The following is a 25,088-nucleotide window of genomic DNA, read 5'->3' on the forward strand; positions in this document are numbered from 1 at the left end:
GTGATGGCGCCGGTGCCGGTGGCGATCAGGCCGGTTCGGGAGTGGCCGCTGGCGGCGCGGATCGCGCTGCGCGAGGTGCGCGGCGGACTGGGCGCGCTGCGGCTGCTGTTCATCTGCCTGCTGCTGGGCGTGCTGGCGATGGCCGGCGTGGGCAGCCTGGCGACGTCGATCGGCAAGGGGTTGCAGGAACAGGGGCAATCCATCCTGGGCGCGGACGTGGAGGCGCGGCTGACGCAGCGGGCGCCGACGCCGGAGGAACTGGCGACGCTGGAAGGTTTTGGCGGCACGCGTTCGGAAAACATCAAGATGCGGGCGATGGTGCGTGGCGAAACTGGCGCGGCGACCGGGCGGCAGTTGCTGGCCGAACTGAAGGCGGTGGACGACAAGTGGCCGCTTTACGGCGCAGCAGACGTTGCGGGCGGCGGCGGCAATGCCGCCGTGCAGGCCGCCCTTGGCCGGGGGGCGGTGGTGGCCGCGGACCTTGCCGCGCAGATGGGGCTGAAGGTCGGGGACGAGGTGGGGATCGGCGAGGCGCGGATGCCCGTGGCCGCCATCCTGACGGTTGAGCCCGACAAGGCGAGCGAGGGGTTCACATTCGGCCCGAGCGTGCTGATTTCGATCGAGCGGCTGGCCGAGACGAACCTGGTGCAGCCGGGCAGCCTGTATCGCCACCATGTGAAGCTGAAACTGCCAGCCGGCGAGGACGCGGTGGCCGTGCGCGAGGCGATCGAGACGGCGCATCCGGACGCCGGGTGGCGGCTGGCCGACAGCAAGGACGGGGCACCGGGCGTGCGCCGCTTCGTGGAGCGGCTGGGCCAGTTCCTGACGCTGGTGAGCCTGACCGCGCTGGCAGTGGCCGGCGTGGGCGTGGGGGACGGCGTGCGCAGCTATCTGGACCGGAAGGCCGGCACGATCGCGACGCTGAAGGCGCTGGGCGGATCATCCGCGCTGGTGCTGAAGACCTATCTGCTGCTGGTGGGGGGTGTGGCGCTGGCGGCGGCAATCGCCGGTGCGGCGCTGGGGGCCTTCGTGCCCTGGGTGGTGGTGCAGGTGGCCGGAGACGCGCTGCCGGTGCCGCCGGCGCTTGGGCTGCACTGGGCCCCGATGCTGACGGCGATCGCCTTCGGTCTGCTGGTGGCGCTGGCCTTCGCGGTGCCGCCGCTTGCGCGGGCCGGGGCCTTGCCCGCGCAGCGCATCTTCCGGGGCAGCGTGGAAGCCTGGCCCTGGCCTTCGGCACGGGCCCTGACGGTGGCGCTGGTGGCCGGGGGTGTCGTGGCGGCGCTGGCGGTGTGGCAGGCGGCCGAACGCATCTTTGCCGCCGGTTTTCTGGGCGGGGCGGCGGCTGTGCTGCTGCTGCTGTTCGGGGCGGGCACACTGGTGCGATGGGGCGCGGCGCGGCTGCCCCGGCCGCGCAGGGTTCTGCCCCGGCTGGCGCTTTCGAACCTGCACCGGCCGGGCGCGATGACCCGGCAGTTGGTGGTGGCGCTGGGGCTGGGGCTGAGCCTGTTCGCCACGCTGGCCTTCATCGAGGCGAGCTTCAACGCGGAACTGCGCAAGACCGTGCCGGACAAGGCGCCCGGCTTCTTCCTGCTTGACCTGCCCAAGGAGGATGAACCGCGCTTCCGCGCGAGCCTGCCTGCCGGTTCGGACGTGACGATGGTGCCCAGCCTGCGCGGGCCGGTGACGGCCGTGAACGGGGTGCCGGCATCCGAACTGAAGGATGTGCCCGAGGGGAGCTATGTGCTGCGCGGCGACCGGGGTCTGACCTGGGCGGCCGAAGTGCCGGCGGGCAACCGCATCGTGGCCGGGAAATGGTGGCCGAAGGATTATGCCGGGCCACCGCTGGTTTCGATGGATGTCGAACAGGCCAGACTGTTGGGGCTGAAGGTGGGGGACACCATCACCGTTTCGGTTCTGGGTGTGGAGATCACGGCGACCATCGCATCCCTGCGGGAAGTGGACTGGGATTCGATGGGGTTCAATTTCGTGCTTGTCTATGATCCCGCGACGCTGCGCGACGCGCCCTACAGCTGGATGGCGACGGTGACGCCGCCCGACGCCGCAGAGGCCGGGTTCACGGGCGCCGTCAGCCGTGCCTTCCCGACGGTTTCGGTGGTGAAGGTGAAGGATGTGCTGAACGAGGTGGGCGACCTGGTGCGGCAGATGGGCATCGCCGTGCGCGCGGCGGCGAGCGTGGCGATCCTGGCCGGCATCGCCGTGCTGGTGGGGGCGCTGGCGAGCCAGGCGCGGGCGCGCATCCGTGACAATGTGATCCTGAAGACGCTGGGGGCCACGCGGCGGCAGCTGATGACGGCGGCCGGCCTTGAATATGCAGGCCTGGGGCTTCTGGTTTCGGGCATCGCCCTGCTGATGGGCGGCCTGGCAGGCTGGATCGTTGTGACGCAGGTGCTGAAGTTCCAGTGGTCGCCCGACTGGGGGGTGGCGCTGGCAACGGTTCTGGCAGGCGCGGTCGTCACGCTGGCGCTGGGGCTGGCCGGCGCATGGGCGGCGCTGGGCGCGAAGGTTGCGCGGGTTCTGAGGGCGAATTGAAATGTTTCAGCGATGAAAGATTTCGCTGGAATTCCTTGAAACCGCTTGTTACATGGGCGATATAGAACATCGAGCCGGGTGCCCGCTGCCTCAGACCGAGGGTTTGAAGCTGCGGTGCGCGACCCCCCGGGCCGATGGAGAGGATTTCGATGGTTAATCAGGCTGATCCCCGCTTTGGACGCGCCGTCACCGCCCGCGCCGGGACCGCTGCTGCCGAGTATGACGCCGGCCTGCGCAAGCACATGCTGAGCGTCTACAACTACATGATGTCGGGCGTGCTGCTGACGGGCCTTGTGGCCCTTGGCATGGCCTACACGGGCGCGGTGAACGCGCTGGTGAACCCGATGGGCGGGCTTTCGGGCCTTGGCTGGGTTGTGTCGCTGTCGCCGCTGGCCTTCGTGTTCCTGCTGGGCTTCAAGTATCAGAGCATGTCCGAAGGCGCTGTGCAGGGGCTGTTCTGGGCCTTTGCCGCGATCATGGGCGCGTCGATGTCGACGATCTTCCTTGTCTATACCTCCACCTCCATCGCGACGACCTTCTTCGCGACGGCGGCGGCGTTCGCGGGCCTCAGCCTGTATGGTTATACGACGAAGCGGGATCTCAGCCGGCTGGGCACCTTCCTGGTGATGGGCCTGATCGGCATCCTGGTTGCCATGCTGCTGAACATGTTCCTGCAATCCGGCGCGCTGGCGCTGACCATTTCGATTCTTGGCGTGCTGATCTTCGCGGGCCTGACCGCCTATGACACGCAGCGCATCAAGGAGACCTATGATTATGTCGCCGGCACCGACATGGCCGGCAAGGCGGCGATCATGGGCGCGCTGACCCTTTACCTGGACTTCATCAACCTGTTCCAGTTCCTGCTGAGCTTCCTGGGGCAGCGCGACTGACCGATTTGCAAGAAGAGCGACCCTCGGAGGGGCCCGGTCGCGACAACCGGGCCCTTCTTTTTTTATGCAGCGCCCTTCATTTTGGCGGGTTACCTCCCCGCTTCCCGATGAAGCTGTGGACAGGCTGGGCTTTGCCCTTTTCTTTCAGCGGGGGCGGGCCCATGAAGCGCTGCAATCCGGCTGATCTGCGGAGAGAGGGAAATGGCGGACGACATCTATCATCATCGCGCGGTCACGCTGGACGGGCGCGACGTTAGCCTGGCAGACTATCGCGGCAAGGTGCTGCTGATCGTGAATGTCGCATCCAAATGCGGGTTCACGCCGCAGTATACCGGCCTTGAGCAGCTGTATCAGCGCTTTCACGACAAGGGCTTCGAAGTTCTGGGCTTTCCCTGCAACCAGTTCGGCAATCAGGAACCGGGCAGCGACGCGGAGATCGCGACCTTCTGTTCCACCACCTATCCGGTGACCTTCCCGGTGTTCCGAAAGGTGGAGGTGAACGGCGACAAGGCCGATCCGCTGTGGCGGCAGCTGAAGGAGCAGGCACCGGGCCTGCTGGGCACGCAGGGTGTGAAGTGGAACTTCACCAAGTTCCTGGTGAACCGGCAGGGAGAGCCGGTGGAGCGCTTCGGGCCCACGGTGAAACCCGAGGACATTGCTCCGAAGATCGTGAAGCTGCTGGCGTGAGTGTGATGTTCACATCCTGCCCCCCAGCGCCCCGTGCCCCTGCCCGGCTGCCCCAAGGGTTTCATCGATGGGCGGCCGGGCGGGGGCGCGGGGCGGTGGGAGGTGCGCAGCGCCTGAAAGGCGCGAACGGCGCACGGCAGCCTGCATGCCCCTGATCGCCGTGGACGGGCCGGCGGCATCCGGCAAGGGCACCATCGCGCGCGCCTTGGGGCGGCATTTCGGCGTGCCGCACCTGGATACGGGCGCGCTGTATCGCGCGGTCGCATTGTCTGCGATCCGCGCGGGGCTGGATCTGGGCGACGGGCGGGCCGTGGGCGCGAAGGCGTCGGCACTTGACCTTTCGCTGCTGGAGGATCCCGAACTGCGCGGGGCCCAGACGGGGGAAGCCGCATCCCGCGTGTCGGCGCTGCCCGAAGTGCGGGCCGCGTTGCTGGCGTTCCAGAAGGCCTTTGCCGCTCAGCCTGCGGGCGCCGTGCTGGACGGGCGCGACATCGGCACGGTGATCGCGCCGGAGGCCGACGCCAAGCTATTCGTGACCGCCGCACCGGAAATCCGCGCGCACCGGCGTTTCCTGGAACTGACATCGGCAGGGCGGGAGGTTTCCGAAGCGCAGGTGCTGGCCGACATCCTGGCGCGCGACGCGCGGGACATGGGCCGCAGCGACGCGCCCCTGCGCCGCGCCGACGACGCCGACTTGCTAGATACGAGCAAATTGGATATAGCCGCGGCCGTCCGGAAGGCCGTGGAGCTTGTCTCCAGCCAGCTGGACCGGGTTTCCTGACAGGTCGGCGGCGAGGGGCATTGGCGCTCTCGTGCGCCATTTGCTGTTTTCGGAAATTCGTGGATCCGCTCTAACCCGAGCCCGCCGCCAACAGGATCTGCGGCAGGCCGGTATTTGAATGTTAGGAAATACATGGCTTCGACCGCAATGCCCACCCGCGACGATTTCGCCGCGCTCCTCGACAAATCGCTGGGCGAATCCCAGAGCTTCGAGGGGAAGGTGGTGAAGGGGCGGGTCACCGCCATCGAGAATGATCTGGTGGTGATCGACGTGGGCCTGAAGTCTGAAGGCCGTATTTCGATCCGTGAATTCACACCCCCGGGCCAGGCGCCGCAGGTGTCGGTCGGCGATGAGGTGGACGTGTATGTCGACCGCGTCGAGAACGCCTTCGGCGAAGCGATGCTGTCGCGCGATCGCGCACGCCGCGAAGCCGCCTGGGACAAGCTGGAAGGCCAGTTCAACGCCGGCGAGCGCGTGGATGGCGTGATCTTCGGCCGCGTGAAGGGCGGCTTCACCGTGGATCTGGGCGGCGCGGTTGCGTTCCTGCCCGGTTCGCAGGTGGACATCCGCCCCGTGCGCGACGTGACCCCGCTGATGGGTATCGCCCAGCCGTTCCAGCTGCTGAAGATGGACCGCAAGCGCGGCAACATCGTGGTTTCGCGCCGCAGCATCCTTGAGGAAACCCGCGCCGAAGCCCGCACCGGCCTGATCCAGAGCCTGTCCGAAGGCCAGGTGATCGACGGCGTGGTGAAGAACATCACCGACTATGGCGCCTTCGTGGACCTGGGCGGCATCGACGGCCTGCTGCACGTGACCGACATGAGCTACAAGCGCGTCGGCCACCCGAACGAAGTCATCAACATCGGTGACACGGTGAAGGTGCAGATCATCCGCATCAACCGCGACACCCAGCGCATCAGCCTGGGCATGAAGCAGCTGGAATCGGATCCGTGGGAAGGCGCGGAAGCCAAGTACCCGGTCGGCGCCAAGCTGAAGGGCCGCGTGACGAACATCACCGAATATGGCGCCTTCATCGAGCTGGAGCCGGGCATCGAAGGCCTCGTCCACGTCTCTGAAATGAGCTGGGTGAAGAAGAACGTGCACCCGGGCAAGATCGTTTCGACCAGCCAGGAAGTCGACGTTGTCGTGCTGGAAGTCGATGGCGAGAAGCGCCGCATTTCGCTGGGCCTGAAGCAGGCGCAGCGCAACCCGTGGGAAGTGTTCGCCGAGCAGCACCCGGTCGGCTCGATCGTGGAAGGCGAAGTGAAGAACTCCACCGAGTTCGGCCTGTTCATCGGCCTGCCCGGCGAAGTGGACGGCATGGTGCACATGTCGGACATCGCCTGGGGCGTTTCGGGTGAAGCCGCCCTTGCCCTGCATCACAAGGGCGAGATGGTGAAGGCGCAGGTTCTGGAAGTCGATGTCGAGCGCGAGCGCATCTCGCTGGGCATCAAGCAGGTTTCCGGCGAAGGCGCCGGCACCGGCGCCGGCACCGGCGCTGCGGTGGCCGCATCGGCTGGTGGCTTCTCGAAGAACGAAATCGTCACCGCGATCGTCCGCGAAGCCCGCGACGGTGGAATCGAAGTGCAGATCGGTGAAGACGGCCCGACCGCCTTCATCAAGCGCTCCGACCTTTCCCGCGACCGCGACGAGCAGCGCCCGGAACGCTTCCAGGTCGGCCAGAAGGTCGACGCCCTGGTGATCGGTTTCGAGCGTGGCAAGAAGCCGATGCTTTCCATCAAGGCGATGCAGATTGCCGAAGAAAAGCAGCAGGTTGCGCAATATGGCTCGTCGGACTCGGGCGCCTCGCTGGGCGACATCCTGGGTGCGGCCCTGAACAAGGCCAAGCAGGAGGGCTGACCCCCTGCCCCTTGTCGGGAAACAGAAGGGGCGACGCCGCGAGGCGTCGCCCTTTTGCTTTACGATTGAAAGGCTTGACCGGGCGCGTGATTGCGGCCCATATTCAGCGACAGCAAAGGTGGGGCAGGCGACATGATCCGATCCGAACTTGTGCAGAAGATTGCAGACGCGAACCCGCATCTGGGCCAGCGAGAGGCGGAACGTGTCGTTTCCACCATTCTCGATTCCATCACGGATCGGCTGGCGGAAGGCGGGCGTGTGGAACTGCGCGGTTTCGGCGCCTTTTCGACGCGCGAGCGCAACGCCCGAACCGGGCGTAACCCCCGCACCGGCGAATCCGTGGATGTGGATGCGAAGCGGGTGCCGCATTTCAAGCCGGGCAAGGAATTGCGCGAGCGGCTGAACATGGATTGAGCGCGCAGCCCGCGCGCTTCGATTTCCATTCGATGATCGACTGATTGACCGCGGGGCCTGGCAGGACCCATGCGATTTCGCGCCATGAGGGCGCAGGCGGACGTGGCGAAACTGGTAGACGCACGGGACTTAAAATCCCTTTCCCTTCGGGGAGTGCGGGTTCGAGTCCCGCCGTCCGCACCATTATATTATCAGCCCCTCAGACGCCGGGCGGTCCGCATCCGCGGCCCTTGGCTTCGGCGCATCGGCGCCGGCGCGCAGTCGCGCTTGCGGTGGCTGCACCACCGGTTCTTGCTAAGCCCCTCAGACGCCGGGCGGCTCGTTGCGGCAGCGGCTGAATCCCGTTTGCAGGCGGGCCGCTTTGCGCTAGCAGGCCGCTCATGGAATTCTTCAACTTCGCCTTCATGCAGGAGCCGGGCGCCTGGGCCGCCCTTGGCAAGGTTGTCATGATCGACCTGGTGCTTGCCGGGGACAATGCGATCGTGATCGGGGCGCTTGCGGCGGGCCTGCCGCCGGCTGATCGCAAGAAGGTGATCGCGCTGGGCATGGTGGCCGCGCTGGTGATGCGCATCGCCTTTGCGCTGGTCGTCACGCAGCTGCTCGACGTGGTGGGCATCCGGCTGGCGGGCGGACTGCTGCTGCTGTGGGTCTGCTGGAAGATGTACCGGGAGCTGAAGCCCGACACCAAAGTGGTGCTGGACGACGGCACCATCGCGCATGATGCGCCACCGGCCGCCAAGACCTTCTGGGGCGCGGCCTGGGCTGTCGCCATCGCCGACCTTTCGATGAGCCTGGACAATGTGCTGGCCGTGGCCGGCGCATCGAAGCACCATACCGAGATCATGATCATCGGCCTGGTCCTGTCGGTCGCGCTGATGGGGATCGCCGCCAACTATATCGCGCGCCTGATCGAACGGTATCACTGGATTGGCTGGATCGGGTTGATGCTGATCCTGTATGTGGCGCTGGAGATGATCATCGTGGGGGGCCGCGACGTCGCCCCCCTGATCCCCCTGCCCTTCCTGGAAACCGCCGCCGTCAGCCGCGGCTGACGGCACACGGAACCGGGCGCGCGAAACTGGATCCGCGGGCCCAGCCCGCGCCGGGCTTCAGGGAACCAGCAGGGACGAACCGATCGTCTGCCGCGCTTCCAGCGCCCGGTGGCAACGGACGGCATCGGCCAGCGCGAAGGTCTGCCCGATGTGGGCTTTCAGCACGCCGGATGCGATCTTCGCGAAGACGGCTTTCGTGCCGAGTTCGAAATCGGCGGGCGTCGCATAATAATCGAAAAGGGTGGGCCGGGTGACGAAGAGCGAGCCTTTGCGGGCGAGCAGGCCCATTTCGAACGGTGCGACCGGGCCGGAAGCGTTGCCGAAGCTGACGAGGATTCCCCGCCGCTTCAGACTGTCCAGCGAGGTTTCGAACGTGGCCCGGCCGACACCGTCGATCGCGGCGTCCACGCCCTGGCCGCCTGTCAGTTCGCGCACGCGGGCCGGCACTTCATCATAGGACAGCACATGATCCGCGCCGGCGGCGCGGGCGATTTCGACCTTTTCGGGGGACCCCACGGTGCCGATGACGGTGACGCCCATGGATTTCAGCCACTGGCAGAGCAACACCCCCACCCCGCCGGCTGCCGCGGGAACCAGCACGGTCTGCCCGGGCTGCACGCGGGCGCAGCGTTCGACGAGGGATTCGACCGTGCAGGCTTTCAGCCAGAGAGCGGCGGCCTGTTCATCGGACACGCTGTCCGGCAGCCTGACCAGCGGCCGGGCATCCATCACCCTGTGTGTGGCGTAGGCGCCGGGGGGATTGGCGAAATAGATCACCCGGTCCCCGACGTTGAGATGCGGCACGCCGTCGCCGACCGCTTCGACCACGGCCGCGGCTTCCATGCCAAGCCCCGAGGGCATCGGCATCGGATAGAGGCCGGAGCGGTGGTAGGTGTCGATGAAATTGACGCCGATGGCGGTGTGGCGCACGCGTGCCTGCCCGGGTCCGGGCTCGCCCACCCCAACTTCCACCAGTTTCATCACCTCGGGCCCGCCGGGGGATTCGATGCGGATCGCCTTCAATTGCGCTCTCCTGTCAGGCAGAGTGTGCCGTCTCGGTTGGCCGATTTCAGCGCGCGCCAGGCTTCGACCGGCTGGTCTGTCGCGATCAGCGCCACGCCGCGCGCCGCCAGATCCGCATATTCGCGGCCGTCACCATCGGCGAGGTAGCGATCATCCAGCCGCTTGCCGGGCGCACCGAGCGTGCCGGTAATCGCTTCGACCTGCACCTCGTCGAGCCGGGCGATGAGGGCGGGATCCGGTTCCTGTGTGCCGGTGAAATAGAGGATATGCGGGCCTGCGAGGCGGAGGACGGCGGGCAGTTCGGCGGACGTCCGGGTTCCGGCAGAAATCATCATGTCCGGCGCGCGTGCAAGCGCCGCCCGGGTATCCGCCAGATTGTAGGCGATGAGGATCACCTGGTTTTCCATCCTGTTCTCGCGGACATGGGCCAGCACTTCGGCGAGCGGAACGCCCGGCTTCAGATCCAGTTGCAGGACCGCGCCGTTGCGGCGGGCCCAGACGAGGGCTTCTTCCAGCGTGGGGATCCGTTCCTGCGTGATCCGGCCACGGCCGTCCTTCAGCCAGAGTTCGCGGAGTTCGCGATAGTCCTTCGCGGCAATCGGGCCGGTGCCGGTGGTGGTGCGGTCAAGCGTGGCATCGTGCATCAGCATCAACACACCGTCGGCCGAGCGGGCGACGTCGATCTCGATGAAGATAGGACCACGTTCGATCGTTTCGGCGAAGCTGGCGAGACTGTTTTCGGCGGCGAGCGGATCCTTCTGCCCGCGATGGGCGGACACCAGCGACAGGCGGTTGACGCGCAGGCAATCGAAGATGTCCGGCATGGACCGCATGACCGGTGCGTGGCGGCGCTTCGGCTCGACATCGCCCATTGCGCAACCGGCGAGGACAAGGGACAGCGAAAGAAAGACAAGTGTGCGACGCATGCCCCTTCCTAGCCCCTGACCTGCAAGGGGCAAGGGGCGGCGGAACGGCTCGTCGCGGGGGACTTCCGCATTATGCGGAGGGTGGCTCCGCGAAAGGTCGTGCGGTAGGACAGCCAGGTAAGCCTTCAGGGAAAGGCGGGAGGATGACGACGTGACGGATTTCGATTTCGTGATCGTGGGAGCCGGTTCGGCGGGCTGCGTGCTGGCGGCGCGGCTTTCGGAGGATTCCGGCACGCGCGTGGCACTGCTGGAAGCCGGCAGCGACGACAAATCGATGATGATCCATATGCCGGCCGGCATCGGAGAAATCATTCCGCCGGAAAAGCAGAGCGAGCTGAACTGGAACTTCTGGACAGAACCGCAGGCGCATCTGAACGGACGAAGGCTTTACTGGCCGCGCGGCAGGACGCTGGGCGGATCCTCTTCGATCAACGGCATGGTCTATATCCGCGGCCATTCGAGCGACTATGACCGCTGGGCGCAGGTGGGCTGCACCGGCTGGGGCTGGGCGGACGTTCTGCCCTGGTTCCGCAAGGCGGAAGATTCCGACCGGGGGTCCAGCGAATGGCATGGCGCGGGCGGGCCGCTTGCGACGACCAGGCGGATGCTGCCGCATGTTCTGAACAATGCCTTCATCGACGCGGCCGTGGAAGCCGGCTGGCCAAGGACCGACGATTTCAACGGCGCCCAGTTCGAAGGCGCCGGCAGCTATGATTCCACCATCCGGGACGGGAAGCGCTGGTCTGCCGCGCGGGCCTATCTGACCGAAGAGGCGCGGCGGCGTCCGAACCTGAAGATCATCACCGGTGCCCTGGCCGAAAAGGTCCTGTTCGAGGGTCGACGGGCCATCGGCGTGCAATATTCCGGCGGGCAGGTGGTGAAGGGCCGGCGCATTATCCTGAGCGGCGGAGCGATCAACTCGCCACAACTGCTGATGCTGTCGGGCGTGGGGCCCGGGGCCGGCCTGAAGAAGCTGGACCTGCCGGTCGTGGCCGACCGCGCGCAGGTGGGGCAGAATCTGCAGGATCACCTGGATGTTCTGGTGCAGTGGAACTGCAACCAGCCGATCACGCTGAATTCCAATACCAATCCGCTGGTGAAGATCTGGACCGGGCTGAACTGGATCCTGCGCAAGCAGGGCAATGCGAGCTACATGCCGACCGCCGCCGGCGCCTTCGTTTCGACGCGGCCCGGCCTCGCCGCGCCGGACATCCAGATGCACTTCATGCCCGTGAAGGGAAATGCGCACGGGGTGGGCGGATTGCAGCCGCAGCACGGCTATCAGGTGCATGTCTGCCAGGTACGGCCGGAAAGCCGGGGGTCCATCTGGCTGAAATCACCGGATCCGGCGGCGCATCCGGCGATCGACCCCAATTATCTTTCCGCCCCCGAGGATCTGGACACACTGACGAAGGGCGTGGAACTGGCGCGCGCGATCGGTCGCCAGCCGGCGCTGGCGAAATACAGCGATGGTGAAGCCTGGCCGGGCGAAGCCGTGCAGGGCGACGCCCTGAAGGCGAAGCTGCGAGACTGGGCGGAAACCATCTATCACCCGGTCGGCACCTGCCGCATGGGGCCGGACGCCGAGGCTGTGTGCGACATCGCGCTGAACGTGAACGGAGTTGAGGGGCTGATGGTGGTGGATGCCTCCGTGATGCCGTTCCTGGTGAGCGGGAACACCAATGCGCCCACGATCATGATCGCCGAGAAGGTCGCAGACGCCATCCGGCGCGAGCGGAAAGGCGGCGAAAGGCGCGCGGCATGAGCGTGACCCCGTTCGAGATTCCGCTGAACGCTGCCGAAGTCGAGTGGATCCGCCGCCGGGTGGAGGAGTTCCGCTTCTTCGAGGAGCCCGAGGGCCATCGGTGGGAGCATGGCGCGAACCGGGCCTATATGGAGCGGCTGCGCGACCATTGGCTGACATCCCATGACTGGGCGGCGACCGTTGCGCGGCTGAACGGCTTTCCCCATGTGCGCGTGGAGGTGGAGCCGGGATTCCGGCTGCACGCGCTGCATCTGCGATCCAGCCGGGCGGACGCGAAGCCGCTGCTGATCGCGCACGGATGGCCGGGATCGATCATCGAATTCGAGACGATCTATCGCCGGCTGGCCGAGCCGGAGGATCCCGCCGCGCCGGCCTTCCACGTGGTGGCGCCTTCCCTGCCCGGATATGCGTGGAGCGACCGGCCGAAATCGCCGGTCGGGCCACGCGCGGTGGCGAAGCTGTATGACCGGCTGATGGCCGTGCTGGGATATCGCCGCTACATCTACCAGGGTGGCGACTGGGGCTGCGTGATCGGCGGCTGGATGGGGCTGGACAGCGAGGCGGTCGAAGCCATCCACCTGAACGGCTATGGGCTGCGATCGGCCGATATGACGCCGCGGACCGACGACGAGACGCGCTGGCTGCAATGGGCCCAGCAGATCCGCGCGACGGAGACGGCCTATCTGCAGCTGCAGGCGACGAAGCCGCAGAGCCTGGGCTTCGCGATGATGGATTCCCCCATGGGCGTGGCCGCCTGGCTGGCGGAGAAATACTGCGGCTGGTCCGACCTTTCTTCGGGCCATGTGGACCCGCCCTTCCCGCTGGACACCCTGCTGGACACCATCATGGTGTATCTGACGACCCGGACCTTCCTTTCGGCCACCTGGCTGTATCGCGGCATGTTCCTGGAAGGCGGCTTTTCCATCCCGGAAGGCCGGCGGATCGAGGTGCCGACGGGCGTGGCGGCCTTCCCGCACGACCTGCTGGCCTTCCCGCCGCGCAGCATGGTTGAGCGGGGCTATCATGTGGTCCACTGGACCGACATGCCGCACGGTGGGCACTTTGCCGGGCTGGAGGAGCCGGACCTGCTGCTGGCCGACCTGAGGGCGTTCGTGAAGGGCCTTTAGGGGTTTCCACGGCCGTTCATGCTCCGTAGGAGCGGGCCGATGAACGCTTCGGACCATTCCGGGCGGGTCGAGCGCGGGCCGCTCGCCGCGCTGATCCTGTCCTCCGTGCTGCTGGCCTTCGGGCCCGTGCTGGTCCGGCTGGCGGATGTGGGGCCGGTTTCGGCGGCCTTCTGGCGGATGGCGCTGGCGGCGCCGGTTCTGCTGCTGGTGGCCGGCTGGGCCCAACGCGGCCGGGGGCTGCGGCTGGCAGCGCTGCCCTGGGGGCTGGCGATCCTGTCCGGCCTGTTCTTCGCCGCCGATCTTGCCACCTGGCACATGGGGATCGTGCGGACTTCTGTCGCCAATGCAACCCTGTTCGGGAACACGGCCGCCTTCATGCTGGCCGGCTGGTCGATCCTGGTGAAGGGCCAGCACCCCGGCACGGGCACGCTGAAGGCGCTGGCGCTGGCGCTGGCGGGCACCCTGCTGCTGCTGGGCACCAGCGCGCAGCTGAGCCCGAAGCATCTGGCAGGCGATGCGCTGAGCCTGATGGGGGCGGCCTTCTACACCGGGTATCTGATCGTGGTGATGGGCCTGCGCGACCGGCTGCCGACATCGGTGGTGCTTGCGATGTCCACCCTGGCGTCCGTTGTCTTCCTGCTGCCGGCGGCCCTGCTGGAACCGGGATCGATCTGGCCGGCGGACTGGCGGCCGGTTGTGACGCTGGCCATCACCAGCCAGCTGGTGGGACAGGGGCTGATGGTGTTCGCCAGCGGCCGGCTGCCGGCGCCGGTGATCGGCGTGGGGCTGCTGGTGCAGCCGATGGTTTCCGCCGTGGCGGGCTGGCTGCTGTTCGGAGAAGTGCTGGGACCGGCGGAACTGGCGGGGGCGGCCATGGTGCTGGCGGCGCTGGTGCTGATCCGGCGCTGAAGGCGGCTTGCCCGCACGCCGCGCGCAGGGCTAGGACATCGATCCATGGATCGCCGCACGTTCGTTGCCGGCAGCCTTGCCGCTGCCATGCCCGCCAGCCCCCTTGCCGCCCAGACCGGAAAGACCGTGATGAAGCCACCTGTCGCCCGCCGTGGAAACCACCGGTTCACGGTGCAGGGCATCACCATCGAGGACCCCTATGCCTGGCTGCGGGACAAGGATTATCCCAAGGTCGATGATCCGGAGATCCTGGCCTATCTGAAGGCCGAGAACGCCTATTTCGAGCAGCGGATGGGCGATGCCTCGATGCTGACGGAGGCGCTGTTCGAGCAGATGAAGGGACGGATGAAGGAGGACGACAGTTCCGTTCCGTATCCCGACGGCGACTGGCTTTACTGGTGGGCCTTCGAGGCCGGCGGACAGTATCGCAACTGGTATCGACGCCCGCGCGGCGGCGGCGAGGCGCAGCTGATCCTTTCCGAACCGAAGCTGGCGGAAGGCAAGGACTATTTCCGCCTGGGCACGCTGGAGGTTTCCCCCGATGGCCGGCTGCTGGCCTATTCGACGGACACGAACGGATCGGAACGCTATGCGTTGCAGATCCGCGACCTTTCATCGGGCAGGGACATCGAGACGGTTGCGCCGGATTCGCTTGGCGAGGTGGCATGGAGCGCGGATTCCAGATCGCTGGTCTGGGCGCAGGCCTCTGCCGAGTGGCGGCCGACCAGGGCCTGGCTGCACCGCCTGGGCGCCGCGAAAAGCGAGCTTCTGTACGAGGAGCAGGAGGCCGGATTCTGGGTTCAGCCTTCGAAAACGCAGGATCGCAGGTGGATCCTGATCAGCAGCTATACCCAGACGACGAACGATGTGCGGATGCTGGACGCCGCAGACCCTTCCAGGCCGGCCGTGCTGGTGAAGCCGCGCAAGACGGACGTGCGCTACAGCCTGGACGCGCGCGGCGACACGCTGTTCGTGCTGACCAACGACGAGCATGTGAATTTCCGCATCGCCACCGCGGCCGTTTCCGATCCCGCCGTATGGACCACGCTGGTTGCCGGTTCCGACGATGTGTACCTGACGGGCATCAAGGCCTTCGCATCCTATCTGGCGGTCGAGGAGCGGTTGCGGGGGCTGGATCAGATTCGCCTGATCTTCCCTGACGGCGACGACCGGCGGGTGGCGTTTCCCGAGGCGAGCTACACGGCAAGCCTGGGCACCAACGCCGAGCCGGATGCCCCGGCCCTGAGGATCAGCTATTCCTCGATGGTGACGCCCGCGACCGTGTTCGACTATGACGTGACCGCATCCACGCTGACCACGCTGAAGGTGCAGGAAATCCCGTCTGGCTATGACGCCAGCCAGTATGCGACCGAGCGGTTGTATGCCCCGGCACGTGACGGGACCAGGGTGCCCGTTTCGGTGGTGTACAAGCGCGGCTACGCGAAGGACGGCAAGTGGCCGCTGCATGTCTACGGGTATGGCAGCTATGGCATCGCCACGCCGCCCAGCTTTTCGTCTGCCCGGCTGTCGCTTCTGGACCGGGGGTTCGCCTATGCCATCGTGCACACGCGCGGTGGCGATGACCTTGGATATCAATGGTATCTGGACGGCAAGCTGGAGAAGCGGGAAAACACCTTCAACGATTTCGTGGACGCGACGCGGTTCCTGAACGCGCAGGGCTTCGGCCGACCGGGGCTGAACAGCGCAAGCGGCGGTTCGGCGGGCGGCTGGCTGATGGGTGCGGCGGTGATGCAGGCGCCCGAACTGTGGGGGGCGATCGTGGCGCATGTGCCCTTCGTGGACATCGTGAACACCATGCTGGACGACACGCTGCCGCTGACGCCCGGCGAATGGCCGGAATGGGGCGATCCCCGCAAGGACGAGGTGGTGCTGAAGCGGCTGATCCGGCTGTCGCCCTATGAGCAGGCGAAGCCCGGGCCCTTCCCGCCCATGCTGATCACGGGCGGCCTTTCGGACCCCCGCGTGACCTATTGGGAGCCGGCGAAGTGGGCGGCGCGCATCCGCGCGGTGAAGACCGACGACAATGTGCTGCTGCTGAAGATCAACATGGGCGCGGGCCATGGCGGCAAATCCGGTCGATATGAGCGGCTGCGCGAGACGGCGGAGGAATATGCCTTCATCCTGATGGCGCTGGACGGGCGGATGAAGGCGTGACGACATCCCCGTTCCGGATGGCGCTGCACCCCGTTGCGGCCGACATCGACGAGAACGGGCATGTGAACAACATCGTCTATGTCCGCTGGCTGCAGGAAGTCGCGACCGCACACTGGGCAGCCGTGGCCCCGGCGGAGGCGCAGGCGCGATACCTGTGGGTGATTTCCCGGCAGGAGATCGATTATCGAGGCGCCAGCTTCGCCGGGGAGACGCTATGGGCGGAAACCTGGGGGGAAAACCCCAAGGGCGCGCGCTTTGACCGCTGCACGACGATCAGCGGCGCGGACGGCAGCCTGCGGGTGGCGGCGCGCACGACCTGGGTGATCATGGATCGCGAACTGAAGCGGCCGGCAAGGCTGCGGCCGGAACTGGTTGCGCTGTTCCTGAAGGCCTAATCCGCCGAGTCCTTCAGGGCGCGGGCGGCGAGGCCGGCGGCCTCGGTTCCGGGGGATTGCTTCACCAGCGCCTCCCACAGCGCCCGCGCGGCGGGGATATCCCCGCCGGCGGCGAGGATCGCGCCCTGTTCGAAGCGCACATCGGCATCGGCGGGCGCGAGTTCGGCGGCCTTCGCGATATCGGTGCGGGCGCGGGGCAGATCATCCTGACGACGGGCGAGCGTGGCGGACAGCAGCCAGCCGGTGGATTCGGAGGGGGCAAGGGCGACGGCCTTGTCGAGATCGGTGCGGGCGGATTTCAGGTCATTGAGTTCGGTATGGGCCCGCGCGCGATCGATCAGCAGATTGGCGGTACGAGCCGGCGCGAATTCCCCGGCGGCGACGATACCGCTGGCGAAATGCGCGATCGCACCTTTCGCATCGCCCGCCAGCAGCGCGGCATTGCCCGCCTGCCCCCAGAAATCGGCGGCCATGGGGCTTTTCTGCGCTTCGGCGGTCTGCGCGGCCTTCGAAAGCGTCAGCGCGGCAGCCGCGTTCTTCCCCTGCTGCAGCTGGGCGAGCGCCTGGCAGTGGCGGGCCGGAAGGCCGCCGCCCAGCGCCTGCCACTGAATCGCGAACTCTTCCGCTTTCTGCGCATCCGTGGGGATGGCACGGACGCACCCGTCATACCGCTTCGGATCGAGGGAGGGATCATAGGCTTCCTGCGCGACGGCCGGGACGGCGGCGAGGAGGAACAGCGCGAGGGCGGGCTTCATGGCAGCAGGCTTTCGAGCGTCTGTTCCAGCAGGGCGAGTTCAGACGGGGCGGAGAGACGGTGATCGCCGCCTTTCACAAGGGTCAGCTGAACGTCGGTTGAGCGGAGCGCGGACATCAGGCGCTGGCTGACCTGCCAGGGCACATCGGCATCGGCCTCTCCATGCAGAAGGCGCACCGGGCAATCGAGCGGGATCAGGCCGGAGAGCAGGCACGCCCCTTCGGCATCGTCCACCAGCACGCGGCTGTAGCGATAGGGGCTGTCCGCATAGGCGGACGGGCGGGTGGTGAAGCCCTGATGGGCGAGGCGTTCGACATCGGATGCATCGAGCGCGAGGCCCCATCGGGTGAAATCGGGGGCGGCGGCGATCCCGACAAGGGCGTGGATGCGCGACGGATCCGCCAGCGCGAGGTGGAGCATGATCCAGCCGCCCATGGAGGAACCGACCGGCAGCAGCGGCCCCGGCGCCAGGGCATCCGCAACAGCCTTCGCATCTGCCGCCCAGCGGCGGATCGAGCCATTGTCGAATTCACCTTCGGACGCGCCGCAGCCGGAATAATCCATGAGCAGGCAGGCGCGCCCGGTGGCGGCGGCCCAGCCGAGGAGATGCTGCGCCTTGGTGCCGGACATGTCCGACATGTAGCCGGGCAGGAACATCAGCGCGGGGCCGCGACCGGGCTGGAAACGGGTGGCGAGACGGACGCCGTCTCCGCGATCGATGAACTGGATTTCGGGCATGGCCCAGCGTAGCGCGGCCGGTCGAATTGCGCGAGTGGGGCGCAGGGACTATGTGGGGGCAATGCCGCGCTGGATCACAGCCCTTCTTGCCTTGCTGGCGCTTGCGCTGGGCAGCAGCCATGCGGCTGCGATGGCGCAGATGCCGGCGCTGCCGGTACAGCAGGTGGCGGCTGCACCTTCAGCGGAGCTTCCATGCCATGGCGACACCATGGAACAGGCCCCTGCCGGGAAGGTGCAGGCTGACAGGATGCCGGCTGAAAACGCGCCGACAAAGAAGGCCCCCGACTGCTGCCCGGACGGGTGCGCGGGCGGCTGCCTGATGCTGGCGGCCTTCTGGCCAATGCCCGAACTTCCGCCTGCCGTGGCACCTGCCTCGCTGCTGCAGGCCTTCCAGCCATCCCTGCCGCCCGAGGCGGATCCTGACGGATTGAAGCGACCGCCACGACTGCTCGTCTGACGCTGCCGCCCGCGTTCGCGCGGGCCGACCGGTGTTGGAGGAGTTTCCAGACATGCGAATGATCGTGGCGGCGCTTGGCGCTGCCCTGTTGAGTGCCCCGCTTGCGGCTAGGCCCGTTTCCTGGCCGGGCGGCGTGACCCTGATGCAGGAACTGGACCCGGGAACGGGTTCAGCCCTGCTGCACTATACCCCGAACCGCCATTATTCGGTGGGCGGCCGATACCTGCGCCTGCGGGCGGAGGACGCCAATCTGGCGGGCGCGCAGGCGACCTGGCTGGTGAAACGCTGGAACATGGAGGGCGCGCAGGCGAACCTCTATCTGTCCGGCCTTGCCGGGGCGGGCTGGCGTGACGGCGAATCCGCCCGGCCGGGTGGATTCGTGGATGCCCAGGCGGACTGGGAAAACCGCCGCGTGATGCTGATGGGCATGGCGCGGCTGACCCGGATCGACCGGCTTGGCACCACCGACATGCAACTGGGCCGGATCGGCTGGGCGCCCTACGAGGGCGACTATGGCGATGCGCACCTTTGGCTGTTCGCGCAGGTGAAGCGCGACAGCGGCATGGCCGACGAAGTGCAGCCGGCGCTGGTGGCCCGGATCTTCTATCGAACCCTGCTTGTGGAGGCCGGCGTGACGGATCGCGGCGGCCTGATCCTGAATTCCCAAATTCGATTCTGAGAGGATATTCCATGAAAAAGCTGATGATCGCCCTGCTTCTGACGGCCGCCCCCCTGGCCGCCGCACCGACACCCGAGATGGTGACAGTGAAGGTGAACGGGCTGGTTTGCGATTTTTGCGCCCGTTCGATCGAAGCCATGATGAAGAAACGCGCCGACGTGGCCGGCGTGCATGTGGACCTGGACAAGGGCGAGGTTCATCTGAAGCTGAAGGCCGATGCCACGCTGGACGACAAGACCCTGACGAAGCTGATCACCGACAGCGGCTACAATGTGACCGGCGTGAACCGGAGCCCGCTGTGAGGACGCCGGGCGTTCGTGACACGCTGGCACCGACGCTGAGCCTGTTCGCCTCCACCTCCACGCTGCTGTGCTGCGCATTGCCGGCGCTGCTGGTGACGCTGGGGCTGGGGGCGAGCCTGGCGGGCCTTGTTTCGGCGGCCCCCTGGCTGGTGGCGCTGACGAAATACAAGGCCTGGCTGTTTGCGGGATCGGGCCTGATGCTGGGATTTGCGGGATGGATGCACTGGCGCGCACGCCTGCTGCCCTGCCCCGCGGATCCGGCACAGGCCCGCGCCTGCGCGCGACTGAGGGCGTTCAGCGGCTGGATGCTGGGGATTTCGGCTGCGATCTGGGCGGTCGGCTTCTTCTTCGCCTTCCTGGCGGCCGATCTGTTGCTATGACCCTTTCATGATTCGCGACCCCCTCGAAGCGCTGCATTCCGTTTTCGGCTTCGAGGGGTTCCGCGGGGTGCAGGGCGAGGTGATCGCGGACGTGCTGGTCGGCCGCGATGTGGCGCTGGTGATGCCGACGGGGGCGGGCAAATCCCTGTGCTACCAGATCCCGGCAATCTGCCGCCCGGGGTGCGGGATCGTCATTTCGCCGCTGATCGCCTTGATGGCGGATCAGGTGCGGGCGCTAGACCTGGCCGGCGTGCGCGCGGCGGCGCTGAACAGCCAGTCCGGCGACGGGGCCGAAACCATGCGGGCGTTCCGCGCGGGCGAGCTGGACCTTCTGTATGTGGCGCCCGAGCGGGCCGCGATGGAGGGGTTCCGCAACCTTGTGGCGCAAGGGCCCGTGAGCCTGATCGCCATCGACGAAGCGCATTGCGTGAGCCAGTGGGGGCATGATTTCCGCCCCGACTACCGGCGGCTGAAGGCGTTGTGCGACCTGCTGCCCGGCGTGCCGCGCATCGCGCTGACCGCGACCGCCGATGCCGCGACGCGGGCCGACATCTGCGGACAGCTGGGGATTTCGCCAGACAGGCTGCTGGTCGCCGGGTTCGACCGGCCCAACATCCAGTATCGGGCGGAGGCGAAGCAGCGGCCGGCCGAGCAGCTGGCCGCCTTCGTGCGGGCGCAGGGCGACGTTGCGGGCATTGTTTATTGCCAGACGCGCAGCGCGGCCGAACAGGCGGCGGAAACGCTGAAGGGCGCGGGCATCGAGGCGCGTGTGTATCATGCCGGGCTGCCGGCCGAGGCGCGGAGCGCCAGCCAGCGCTGGTTCCAGCGCGCCGAGGCCGGGGTGATGTGCGCGACCGTGGCGTTCGGCATGGGCATCGACAAGCCGGACATCCGCTTCGTGGTGCACATGGGGCTGCCGAAATCGATCGAGGCCTATTACCAGGAAACCGGACGGGCCGGGCGGGATGGGGCGGCATCGGTTGCGATGCTGTTCTGGGGGCCGCAGGACGTGACGCTGGCGCGGCAGCGCATCAACGATGGCGAGGCGGACGACGCGCGCAAGGCGCATGAACTGGAGATGCTGCGCAAGCTGGCCGCCTGGGCCGAGACGCTGGGCTGCCGCCGCGTTCCGCTGTTGCGCCATTTCGGCGAGCCGGACCCGCAGCCGTGCGGCAATTGCGACAACTGCCTGGAGGCGCCCGCGACGCTGGACGTGACGGAGGCGGCGCGAAAGCTGCTGTCTGCCGTGTATCGCACGGGGCAGATGTTCGGCGTTTCGCATGTGGCGAAGGTTCTGCGCGGGGTGGCGGACGAGAAGGTGCTGCGATTCGGCCACGACCAGCTTTCGGTGTTCGGGATCGGCGGCGATCTGGCGGACGCCCAGTGGCTGAAGCTGGGGCGGCTGCTGGAAGCGCATGACGCGCTGGCGCGCGACGAGCATGGCGGCGTGCGGCTGGGGCCGGCGGCTCGGGCGATTCTGAAGGGCGATGAGGCGGTTTCGGTGCGCGCCTCCGACTGGGCGCCGGAGCGGCGGACGCGGGCGAAGCGGGCCGAGCGCGCGGCTGTCGAACTGGGGGCCGCCGATGCCGGCCTGTTCGAGAAGCTGCGCGCCTGGCGGCGCGGCCGGGCGGAGGCCGAGGATGTGCCGGCGTTCGTGGTTCTGCACGACAGCGCGCTGAAGGCCATCGCGGCGACACGACCGGCAAGCCGGTCGGCCCTGGCCGCCGTGCCCGGCATCGGGGACGCCAGACTGACCCGCTTTGGCGACGAACTGCTGGCGCTGGTGGCCGATCATTAGGGGCGTAATTGCCTGTTCAGGCAATCGGGATCAGCATGCGGATCGAGAGGAGCAAAGCGATGCGATACCTGACCCTTGGCCTGATGGCCGCGCTGATGGCCGGTGCCCCTGCCCTGCCCGCGGCAGCGAAGAGCAAGACCCAGTGGGTTCATGACGGCAAGGTCTATAACAGCTATGCAAGCTGCAAGCGCGCGAAGGACAAATCGAAGGAGCGCGCAGCGATCGTCGGCGCAGCGAGCGCCGGAACGGTTGCGGCACTGGCCGGCGGCAACCTCGGGGAAACAGCACTGGTGGCAGGCGCCGGGGCGCTGACGGGGGCCGTGATCGGCAAGAACGCGAAGAAGTGCTGAGCAACTGACGGACTCGCGGGCTATGCCCGCCACGGCCGGAAGGCCAGACTGCTGGAATGACCTATCCGCTTCCAGCCGGCGTGTCCCGGCGCCAGATCCCCGGCATCAACGGGCTGAACATGCATGTGCTGGAAGCGGGGAGCCCCCGCGATCCGCTGCTGCTGCTGCTGCACGGCTTCCCGGAACTGGCCTATAGCTGGCGCAACCAGATCACGCCGCTGGCGGCGGCAGGCTTCCATGTGGTGGCCCCAGACCAGCGGGGCTATGGCGCAACGACGGGCGAGGACCGGACACGGCTGGAACAGTTCCGCATCCTGAACCTGGTGCGCGACGCCATGGGGCTGGTATCGGCGCTGGGCCATTCGCAGGCGGCCTGCGTGGTGGGGCATGATTTCGGCAGCCCCGTCGCCGCCTGGGCGGCCCTGGCGCGGCCCGACATCTTCCGTGCCTGCGTGCTGATGAGTGCGCCCTTTCCCGGTGCGCCCGCCTGGCCTCTGCGGGCGGCCCCGGCCGCGCCGGACTGGCAGGCGGCACTCGCCCGGCTGGGCCGCAAGCATTACCAGTGGTATTATTCAACCGATGCGGCCGCGGCCGACATGGATGCGCCCGCGCAGGGGATGCACGCCTTTCTGCGGGCCTATTACCATGGCAAAAGCGGGGACTGGGCGGCGAACCGGCCATTTCCGCTGACGGGGTGGACGGCGGACGAACTGGCGAAGCTGCCCGATTATTATGTGATGCCGCTGGACAAGGGCATGGCGGAAGCGGTGCGGCCCTATGCGGCCGGGGAAGCGCCCTGGCTGACCGATACCCACCTTGATGTCTATGCGGGGGAATATCGCCGCACCGGGTTCGGCGGCGGCCTGCTGTGGTATCGGGCGATCACCAGCGGCCGGTTCCAGGCCGATTTCGAGCTGTTCGCCGGGCGGCGGATCGAGGGACCCGCCTGCTTCATCGCGGGCGACCGGGACTGGGGCATCCACCAGAACCCCGGTGCGCTGGAGGCGATGGGGCAGCGCGCGGGCGCCGACTGGCGCGGGACGACGCTGGTGCCGGGCGCGGGGCACTGGGTTCAGCAGGAACGACCCGAAGCGGTGACGCGGTTGCTGCTCGATTTCCTGCGCGGGCTTTAGCGGGAAGCCTTGCGGGCGCCCCGGCCTGCGCCTTTGTCCTCTTCGAAGAGGGCGGCGAGTTGCTCGACGATGGCGCCGCCCAGCTGTTCGGCATCCATGATGGTGACGGCCCGGCTGTAATAGCGGGTGACATCATGGCCGATGCCGATGGCGATCAGTTCCACCGGGCTTCTGCCTTCGATCCAGCCGATCACCTGCCTGAGGTGGCGTTCGAGATAATTGCCCGAGTTCACGGACAGGGTGCTGTCGTCGACCGGCGCGCCATCCGAGATGACCATCAGGATGCGCCGGTCTTCCGGGCGGCCGATGAGGCGGTTGTGCGCCCACATCAGGGCTTCACCGTCGATGTTTTCCTTCAGCAGGCCTTCGCGCATCATCAGGCCCAGGTTGCGGCGGGCGCGACGCCAGGGGGCATCGGCCTGCTTGTAGATGATGTGCCTGAGATCGTTCAGGCGGCCGGGCTTCTGCGGGCGTCCGTTCGCCAGCCATTTCTCCCGGCTCTGCCCGCCCTTCCAGGCGCGGGTGGTGAAGCCCAGGATTTCCGTCTTGACGGCGCAGCGTTCCAGCGTGCGGGCGAGGATGTCGGCGCAGATGGCGGCGATGGAGATCGGGCGGCCGCGCATGGAGCCGGAATTGTCGATCAGCAGGGTGACGACCGTGTCGCGGAAATCGGTGTCGCGCTCGACCTTGTAGCTGAGCGCATGCTCGGGCTGGACGACCACGCGGGTGAGGCGCGCGGGATCGAGCAGGCCTTCTTCCTGATCGAATTCCCAGCTGCGGTTCTGCTGCGCCATCAGCCGGCGCTGCAGACGGTTTGCGAGCTTGGTGACCGCCCCCTGCAGGCTGACGAGCTGCTGATCGAGATAGCCGCGCAGGCGGGCCAGTTCCTCCGCGTCGCACAGCTCCTCGGCCGTCACCACCTCGTCGAACTCGGTCGTCCAGGCGCGATAGGTGAAATCGGGCGGCAGCTTGCTGTCGGGCAGGTTCGGGCGCCAGGGCATCATGCCGTCCTCGCCCTCGTCGCCTGGCTCCGCGTCGGACGACATGTCGGTCTCGCTCTCGACCTCCTCCGTTTCGCCTTCGGAATCGCCGCCGTCCTGCTCTTCCGAGCGGGATTCGACGGACTGCTGGGCCGACTGCGCCTCGGCGCTGTCGTCGCCCTCGTCCTCGCCCTGGCTGTCCTGCTCCTCGTCCGCCTCGTCGTCCTGGCTCTGGTCTTCGTCGGGCCTGTCCGGATCGTCAGCCAGGCCGAGATCCGCAAGCACGCGCCGGAAGGCGTCAGCGAAGGCGGACTGGTCGTCGATGCTGGCGGCGAGTTGGTCGAGGTGGGCGCCGGCCTCTTCCTCCAGCCGGGCGCGCACCATGTCCACGCCGTTGGCGGCACTGTCGGGCACGGGTTGCCCCGTCAGCCGTTCGCGCACGATCAGGCCGACGGCCGTGGCGAGCGGCACTTCATCGGGCGTGCGGGCGCGGGCGATCGGATCGGTCTTCATGCGCGTGTCGAGCATGCGGCGGAGGTTGAGCGCCACACCGGCCATGTCCCGACCGCCGATCGCCTCGATCCGGGCCTGTTCGGCGGCGTTCAGCATCTCTCTGGGGAGGCCGGGGCCGACATCGACCCTGGCATGGGTTTTCGAATCATGAAGGCGGCTGCGCAGGGCGAAACTGTCGGCCCAGCCCCGCGCTTCGGCCGCCTGTTCCGCCGTGAGGTTGCGCGACGGCTGCGGCACGCGCGCCTGATCCCCGTGGCAGGCCGGCTTGTCTGCCGTGTAGGCCAGTTCATATTCCGGATGGCGGCCAAGCGCGCGCATGGTGGCGCCCAGCGCCTGACGGAAATCTTCGAGCGGGTTTGGATCGGCAGGCATCGCGTGTCCATCTAGCGCAGCGCGGCGGGCGGTTGAACCCTGTGAAATGCGCGCCCCGGAACGACGGGAACGAGACCT

The 25,088-nt window shown here is 67.5% G+C and carries 24 protein-coding genes and 1 tRNA gene; 20 read left to right on the forward strand and 5 right to left on the reverse strand.

Annotation, left to right across the window (positions count from 1 at the left end):
* Positions 1 to 3 precede the first annotated feature (3 nt).
* The 8 genes from ACW9TV_RS12010 to ACW9TV_RS12045 all read left to right on the forward strand — a co-directional run bounded on the left by ACW9TV_RS12010 (position 4) and on the right by ACW9TV_RS12045 (position 8,234).
* Complete coding sequence (locus ACW9TV_RS12010) at positions 4 to 2,550, forward strand: ABC transporter permease (protein ID WP_494305091.1); 2,547 nt, start codon at positions 4 to 6, stop codon at positions 2,548 to 2,550.
* A 149-nt stretch (positions 2,551 to 2,699) separates the two neighbouring features.
* On the forward strand, positions 2,700 to 3,440 hold the full coding sequence (locus ACW9TV_RS12015) for a Bax inhibitor-1/YccA family protein (RefSeq protein WP_494303702.1): 741 nt from the start codon (positions 2,700 to 2,702) through the stop codon (positions 3,438 to 3,440).
* Positions 3,441 to 3,641: 201 nt separating this feature from the next.
* Complete coding sequence (locus ACW9TV_RS12020) at positions 3,642 to 4,127, forward strand: glutathione peroxidase (RefSeq protein ID WP_494303703.1); 486 nt, start codon at positions 3,642 to 3,644, stop codon at positions 4,125 to 4,127.
* A 145-nt stretch (positions 4,128 to 4,272) separates the two neighbouring features.
* A complete protein-coding gene (gene cmk / locus ACW9TV_RS12025; RefSeq protein WP_494303704.1) occupies positions 4,273 to 4,908 on the forward strand; it encodes a (d)CMP kinase in 636 nt (211 codons plus the stop codon).
* 132 nt (positions 4,909 to 5,040) lie between these two features.
* Positions 5,041 to 6,768 carry a 30S ribosomal protein S1 gene (gene rpsA, locus ACW9TV_RS12030; protein WP_494303705.1) on the forward strand — a complete coding sequence of 576 codons (1,728 nt, stop codon included), beginning with the start codon at positions 5,041 to 5,043 and terminating at the stop codon, positions 6,766 to 6,768.
* A 132-nt stretch (positions 6,769 to 6,900) separates the two neighbouring features.
* Positions 6,901 to 7,182, forward strand: coding sequence for an integration host factor subunit beta (locus ACW9TV_RS12035; RefSeq protein ID WP_494303706.1), 282 nt, complete (start codon positions 6,901 to 6,903; stop codon positions 7,180 to 7,182).
* A 96-nt stretch (positions 7,183 to 7,278) separates the two neighbouring features.
* Positions 7,279 to 7,365, forward strand: a tRNA-Leu gene (locus ACW9TV_RS12040).
* Between the two features lie 197 nt (positions 7,366 to 7,562).
* Complete coding sequence (locus ACW9TV_RS12045; RefSeq protein ID WP_494303707.1) at positions 7,563 to 8,234, forward strand: TerC family protein; 672 nt, start codon at positions 7,563 to 7,565, stop codon at positions 8,232 to 8,234.
* 57 nt (positions 8,235 to 8,291) lie between these two features.
* Here the strand turns inward: ACW9TV_RS12045 and ACW9TV_RS12050 are convergent, their stop codons facing one another.
* Positions 8,292 to 9,257: a quinone oxidoreductase family protein gene (locus ACW9TV_RS12050; RefSeq protein ID WP_494303708.1), complete on the reverse strand. Its 966-nt coding sequence runs from the start codon at positions 9,255 to 9,257 to the stop codon at positions 8,292 to 8,294.
* Positions 9,254 to 10,183, reverse strand: coding sequence for a glycerophosphodiester phosphodiesterase family protein (locus tag ACW9TV_RS12055; RefSeq protein WP_494303709.1), 930 nt, complete (start codon positions 10,181 to 10,183; stop codon positions 9,254 to 9,256). The genes ACW9TV_RS12050 and ACW9TV_RS12055 overlap by 4 nt, the downstream gene beginning before the upstream one ends.
* 151 nt (positions 10,184 to 10,334) lie before the next feature.
* On the opposite strand from ACW9TV_RS12055, the gene ACW9TV_RS12060 reads away from it, so the two are divergent.
* The 5 genes from ACW9TV_RS12060 to ACW9TV_RS12080 all read left to right on the forward strand — a co-directional run bounded on the left by ACW9TV_RS12060 (position 10,335) and on the right by ACW9TV_RS12080 (position 16,554).
* Positions 10,335 to 11,948, forward strand: coding sequence for a GMC family oxidoreductase (locus tag ACW9TV_RS12060; protein WP_494303710.1), 1,614 nt, complete (start codon positions 10,335 to 10,337; stop codon positions 11,946 to 11,948).
* A complete protein-coding gene (locus tag ACW9TV_RS12065; protein ID WP_494303711.1) occupies positions 11,945 to 13,075 on the forward strand; it encodes an epoxide hydrolase family protein in 1,131 nt (376 codons plus the stop codon). Before ACW9TV_RS12060 ends, ACW9TV_RS12065 begins: the two co-directional genes overlap by 4 nt.
* A gap of 39 nt (positions 13,076 to 13,114) precedes the next feature.
* Positions 13,115 to 13,984, forward strand: coding sequence for a DMT family transporter (locus ACW9TV_RS12070; protein WP_494303712.1), 870 nt, complete (start codon positions 13,115 to 13,117; stop codon positions 13,982 to 13,984).
* Positions 13,985 to 14,071: 87 nt separating this feature from the next.
* Positions 14,072 to 16,159: a S9 family peptidase gene (locus ACW9TV_RS12075; RefSeq protein WP_494305092.1), complete on the forward strand. Its 2,088-nt coding sequence runs from the start codon at positions 14,072 to 14,074 to the stop codon at positions 16,157 to 16,159.
* On the forward strand, positions 16,156 to 16,554 hold the full coding sequence (locus ACW9TV_RS12080) for an acyl-CoA thioesterase (RefSeq protein ID WP_494303713.1): 399 nt from the start codon (positions 16,156 to 16,158) through the stop codon (positions 16,552 to 16,554). Before ACW9TV_RS12075 ends, ACW9TV_RS12080 begins: the two co-directional genes overlap by 4 nt.
* Here the strand turns inward: ACW9TV_RS12080 and ACW9TV_RS12085 are convergent.
* Positions 16,551 to 17,309: a tetratricopeptide repeat protein gene (locus ACW9TV_RS12085; protein WP_494303714.1), complete on the reverse strand. Its 759-nt coding sequence runs from the start codon at positions 17,307 to 17,309 to the stop codon at positions 16,551 to 16,553. The genes ACW9TV_RS12080 and ACW9TV_RS12085 overlap by 4 nt on opposite strands.
* The gene (locus tag ACW9TV_RS12090) at positions 17,306 to 18,046 is read right to left on the reverse strand and encodes an alpha/beta fold hydrolase (RefSeq protein WP_494303715.1); all 741 of its coding nucleotides are present in this window, start codon (positions 18,044 to 18,046) and stop codon (positions 17,306 to 17,308) included. The genes ACW9TV_RS12085 and ACW9TV_RS12090 overlap by 4 nt, the downstream gene beginning before the upstream one ends.
* 61 nt (positions 18,047 to 18,107) lie before the next feature.
* Here ACW9TV_RS12090 and ACW9TV_RS12095 point away from each other — a divergent pair, with 61 nt between their 5' ends.
* Genes ACW9TV_RS12095 through ACW9TV_RS12125 form a run of 7 tightly spaced genes read left to right on the forward strand, consistent with a single transcriptional unit; the run spans position 18,108 to position 23,145 of the window.
* The gene (locus tag ACW9TV_RS12095) at positions 18,108 to 18,503 is read left to right on the forward strand and encodes a hypothetical protein (protein WP_494303716.1); all 396 of its coding nucleotides are present in this window, start codon (positions 18,108 to 18,110) and stop codon (positions 18,501 to 18,503) included.
* Between the two features lie 52 nt (positions 18,504 to 18,555).
* A complete protein-coding gene (locus tag ACW9TV_RS12100; RefSeq protein ID WP_494303717.1) occupies positions 18,556 to 19,182 on the forward strand; it encodes a hypothetical protein in 627 nt (208 codons plus the stop codon).
* An 11-nt stretch (positions 19,183 to 19,193) separates the two neighbouring features.
* A complete protein-coding gene (locus ACW9TV_RS12105; protein WP_494303718.1) occupies positions 19,194 to 19,484 on the forward strand; it encodes a heavy-metal-associated domain-containing protein in 291 nt (96 codons plus the stop codon).
* Entirely contained in the window at positions 19,481 to 19,864 is a 384-nt protein-coding gene (locus tag ACW9TV_RS12110; protein ID WP_494303719.1) for a hypothetical protein, read from the forward strand. The genes ACW9TV_RS12105 and ACW9TV_RS12110 overlap by 4 nt, the downstream gene beginning before the upstream one ends.
* A gap of 7 nt (positions 19,865 to 19,871) precedes the next feature.
* Complete coding sequence (gene recQ, locus ACW9TV_RS12115) at positions 19,872 to 21,662, forward strand: DNA helicase RecQ (protein ID WP_494303720.1); 1,791 nt, start codon at positions 19,872 to 19,874, stop codon at positions 21,660 to 21,662.
* Between the two features lie 59 nt (positions 21,663 to 21,721).
* Positions 21,722 to 22,012: a hypothetical protein gene (locus tag ACW9TV_RS12120; RefSeq protein WP_494303721.1), complete on the forward strand. Its 291-nt coding sequence runs from the start codon at positions 21,722 to 21,724 to the stop codon at positions 22,010 to 22,012.
* Positions 22,013 to 22,068: 56 nt separating this feature from the next.
* Complete coding sequence (locus ACW9TV_RS12125) at positions 22,069 to 23,145, forward strand: alpha/beta fold hydrolase (RefSeq protein WP_494303722.1); 1,077 nt, start codon at positions 22,069 to 22,071, stop codon at positions 23,143 to 23,145.
* Here the strand turns inward: ACW9TV_RS12125 and cobT are convergent.
* Complete coding sequence (gene cobT / locus ACW9TV_RS12130; protein WP_494303723.1) at positions 23,142 to 25,010, reverse strand: cobaltochelatase subunit CobT; 1,869 nt, start codon at positions 25,008 to 25,010, stop codon at positions 23,142 to 23,144. The genes ACW9TV_RS12125 and cobT overlap by 4 nt on opposite strands.
* Between the last annotated feature and the right edge of the window lie 78 nt (positions 25,011 to 25,088).

It is taken from the genome of Sandaracinobacter sp. T42 (assembly GCF_059115405.1).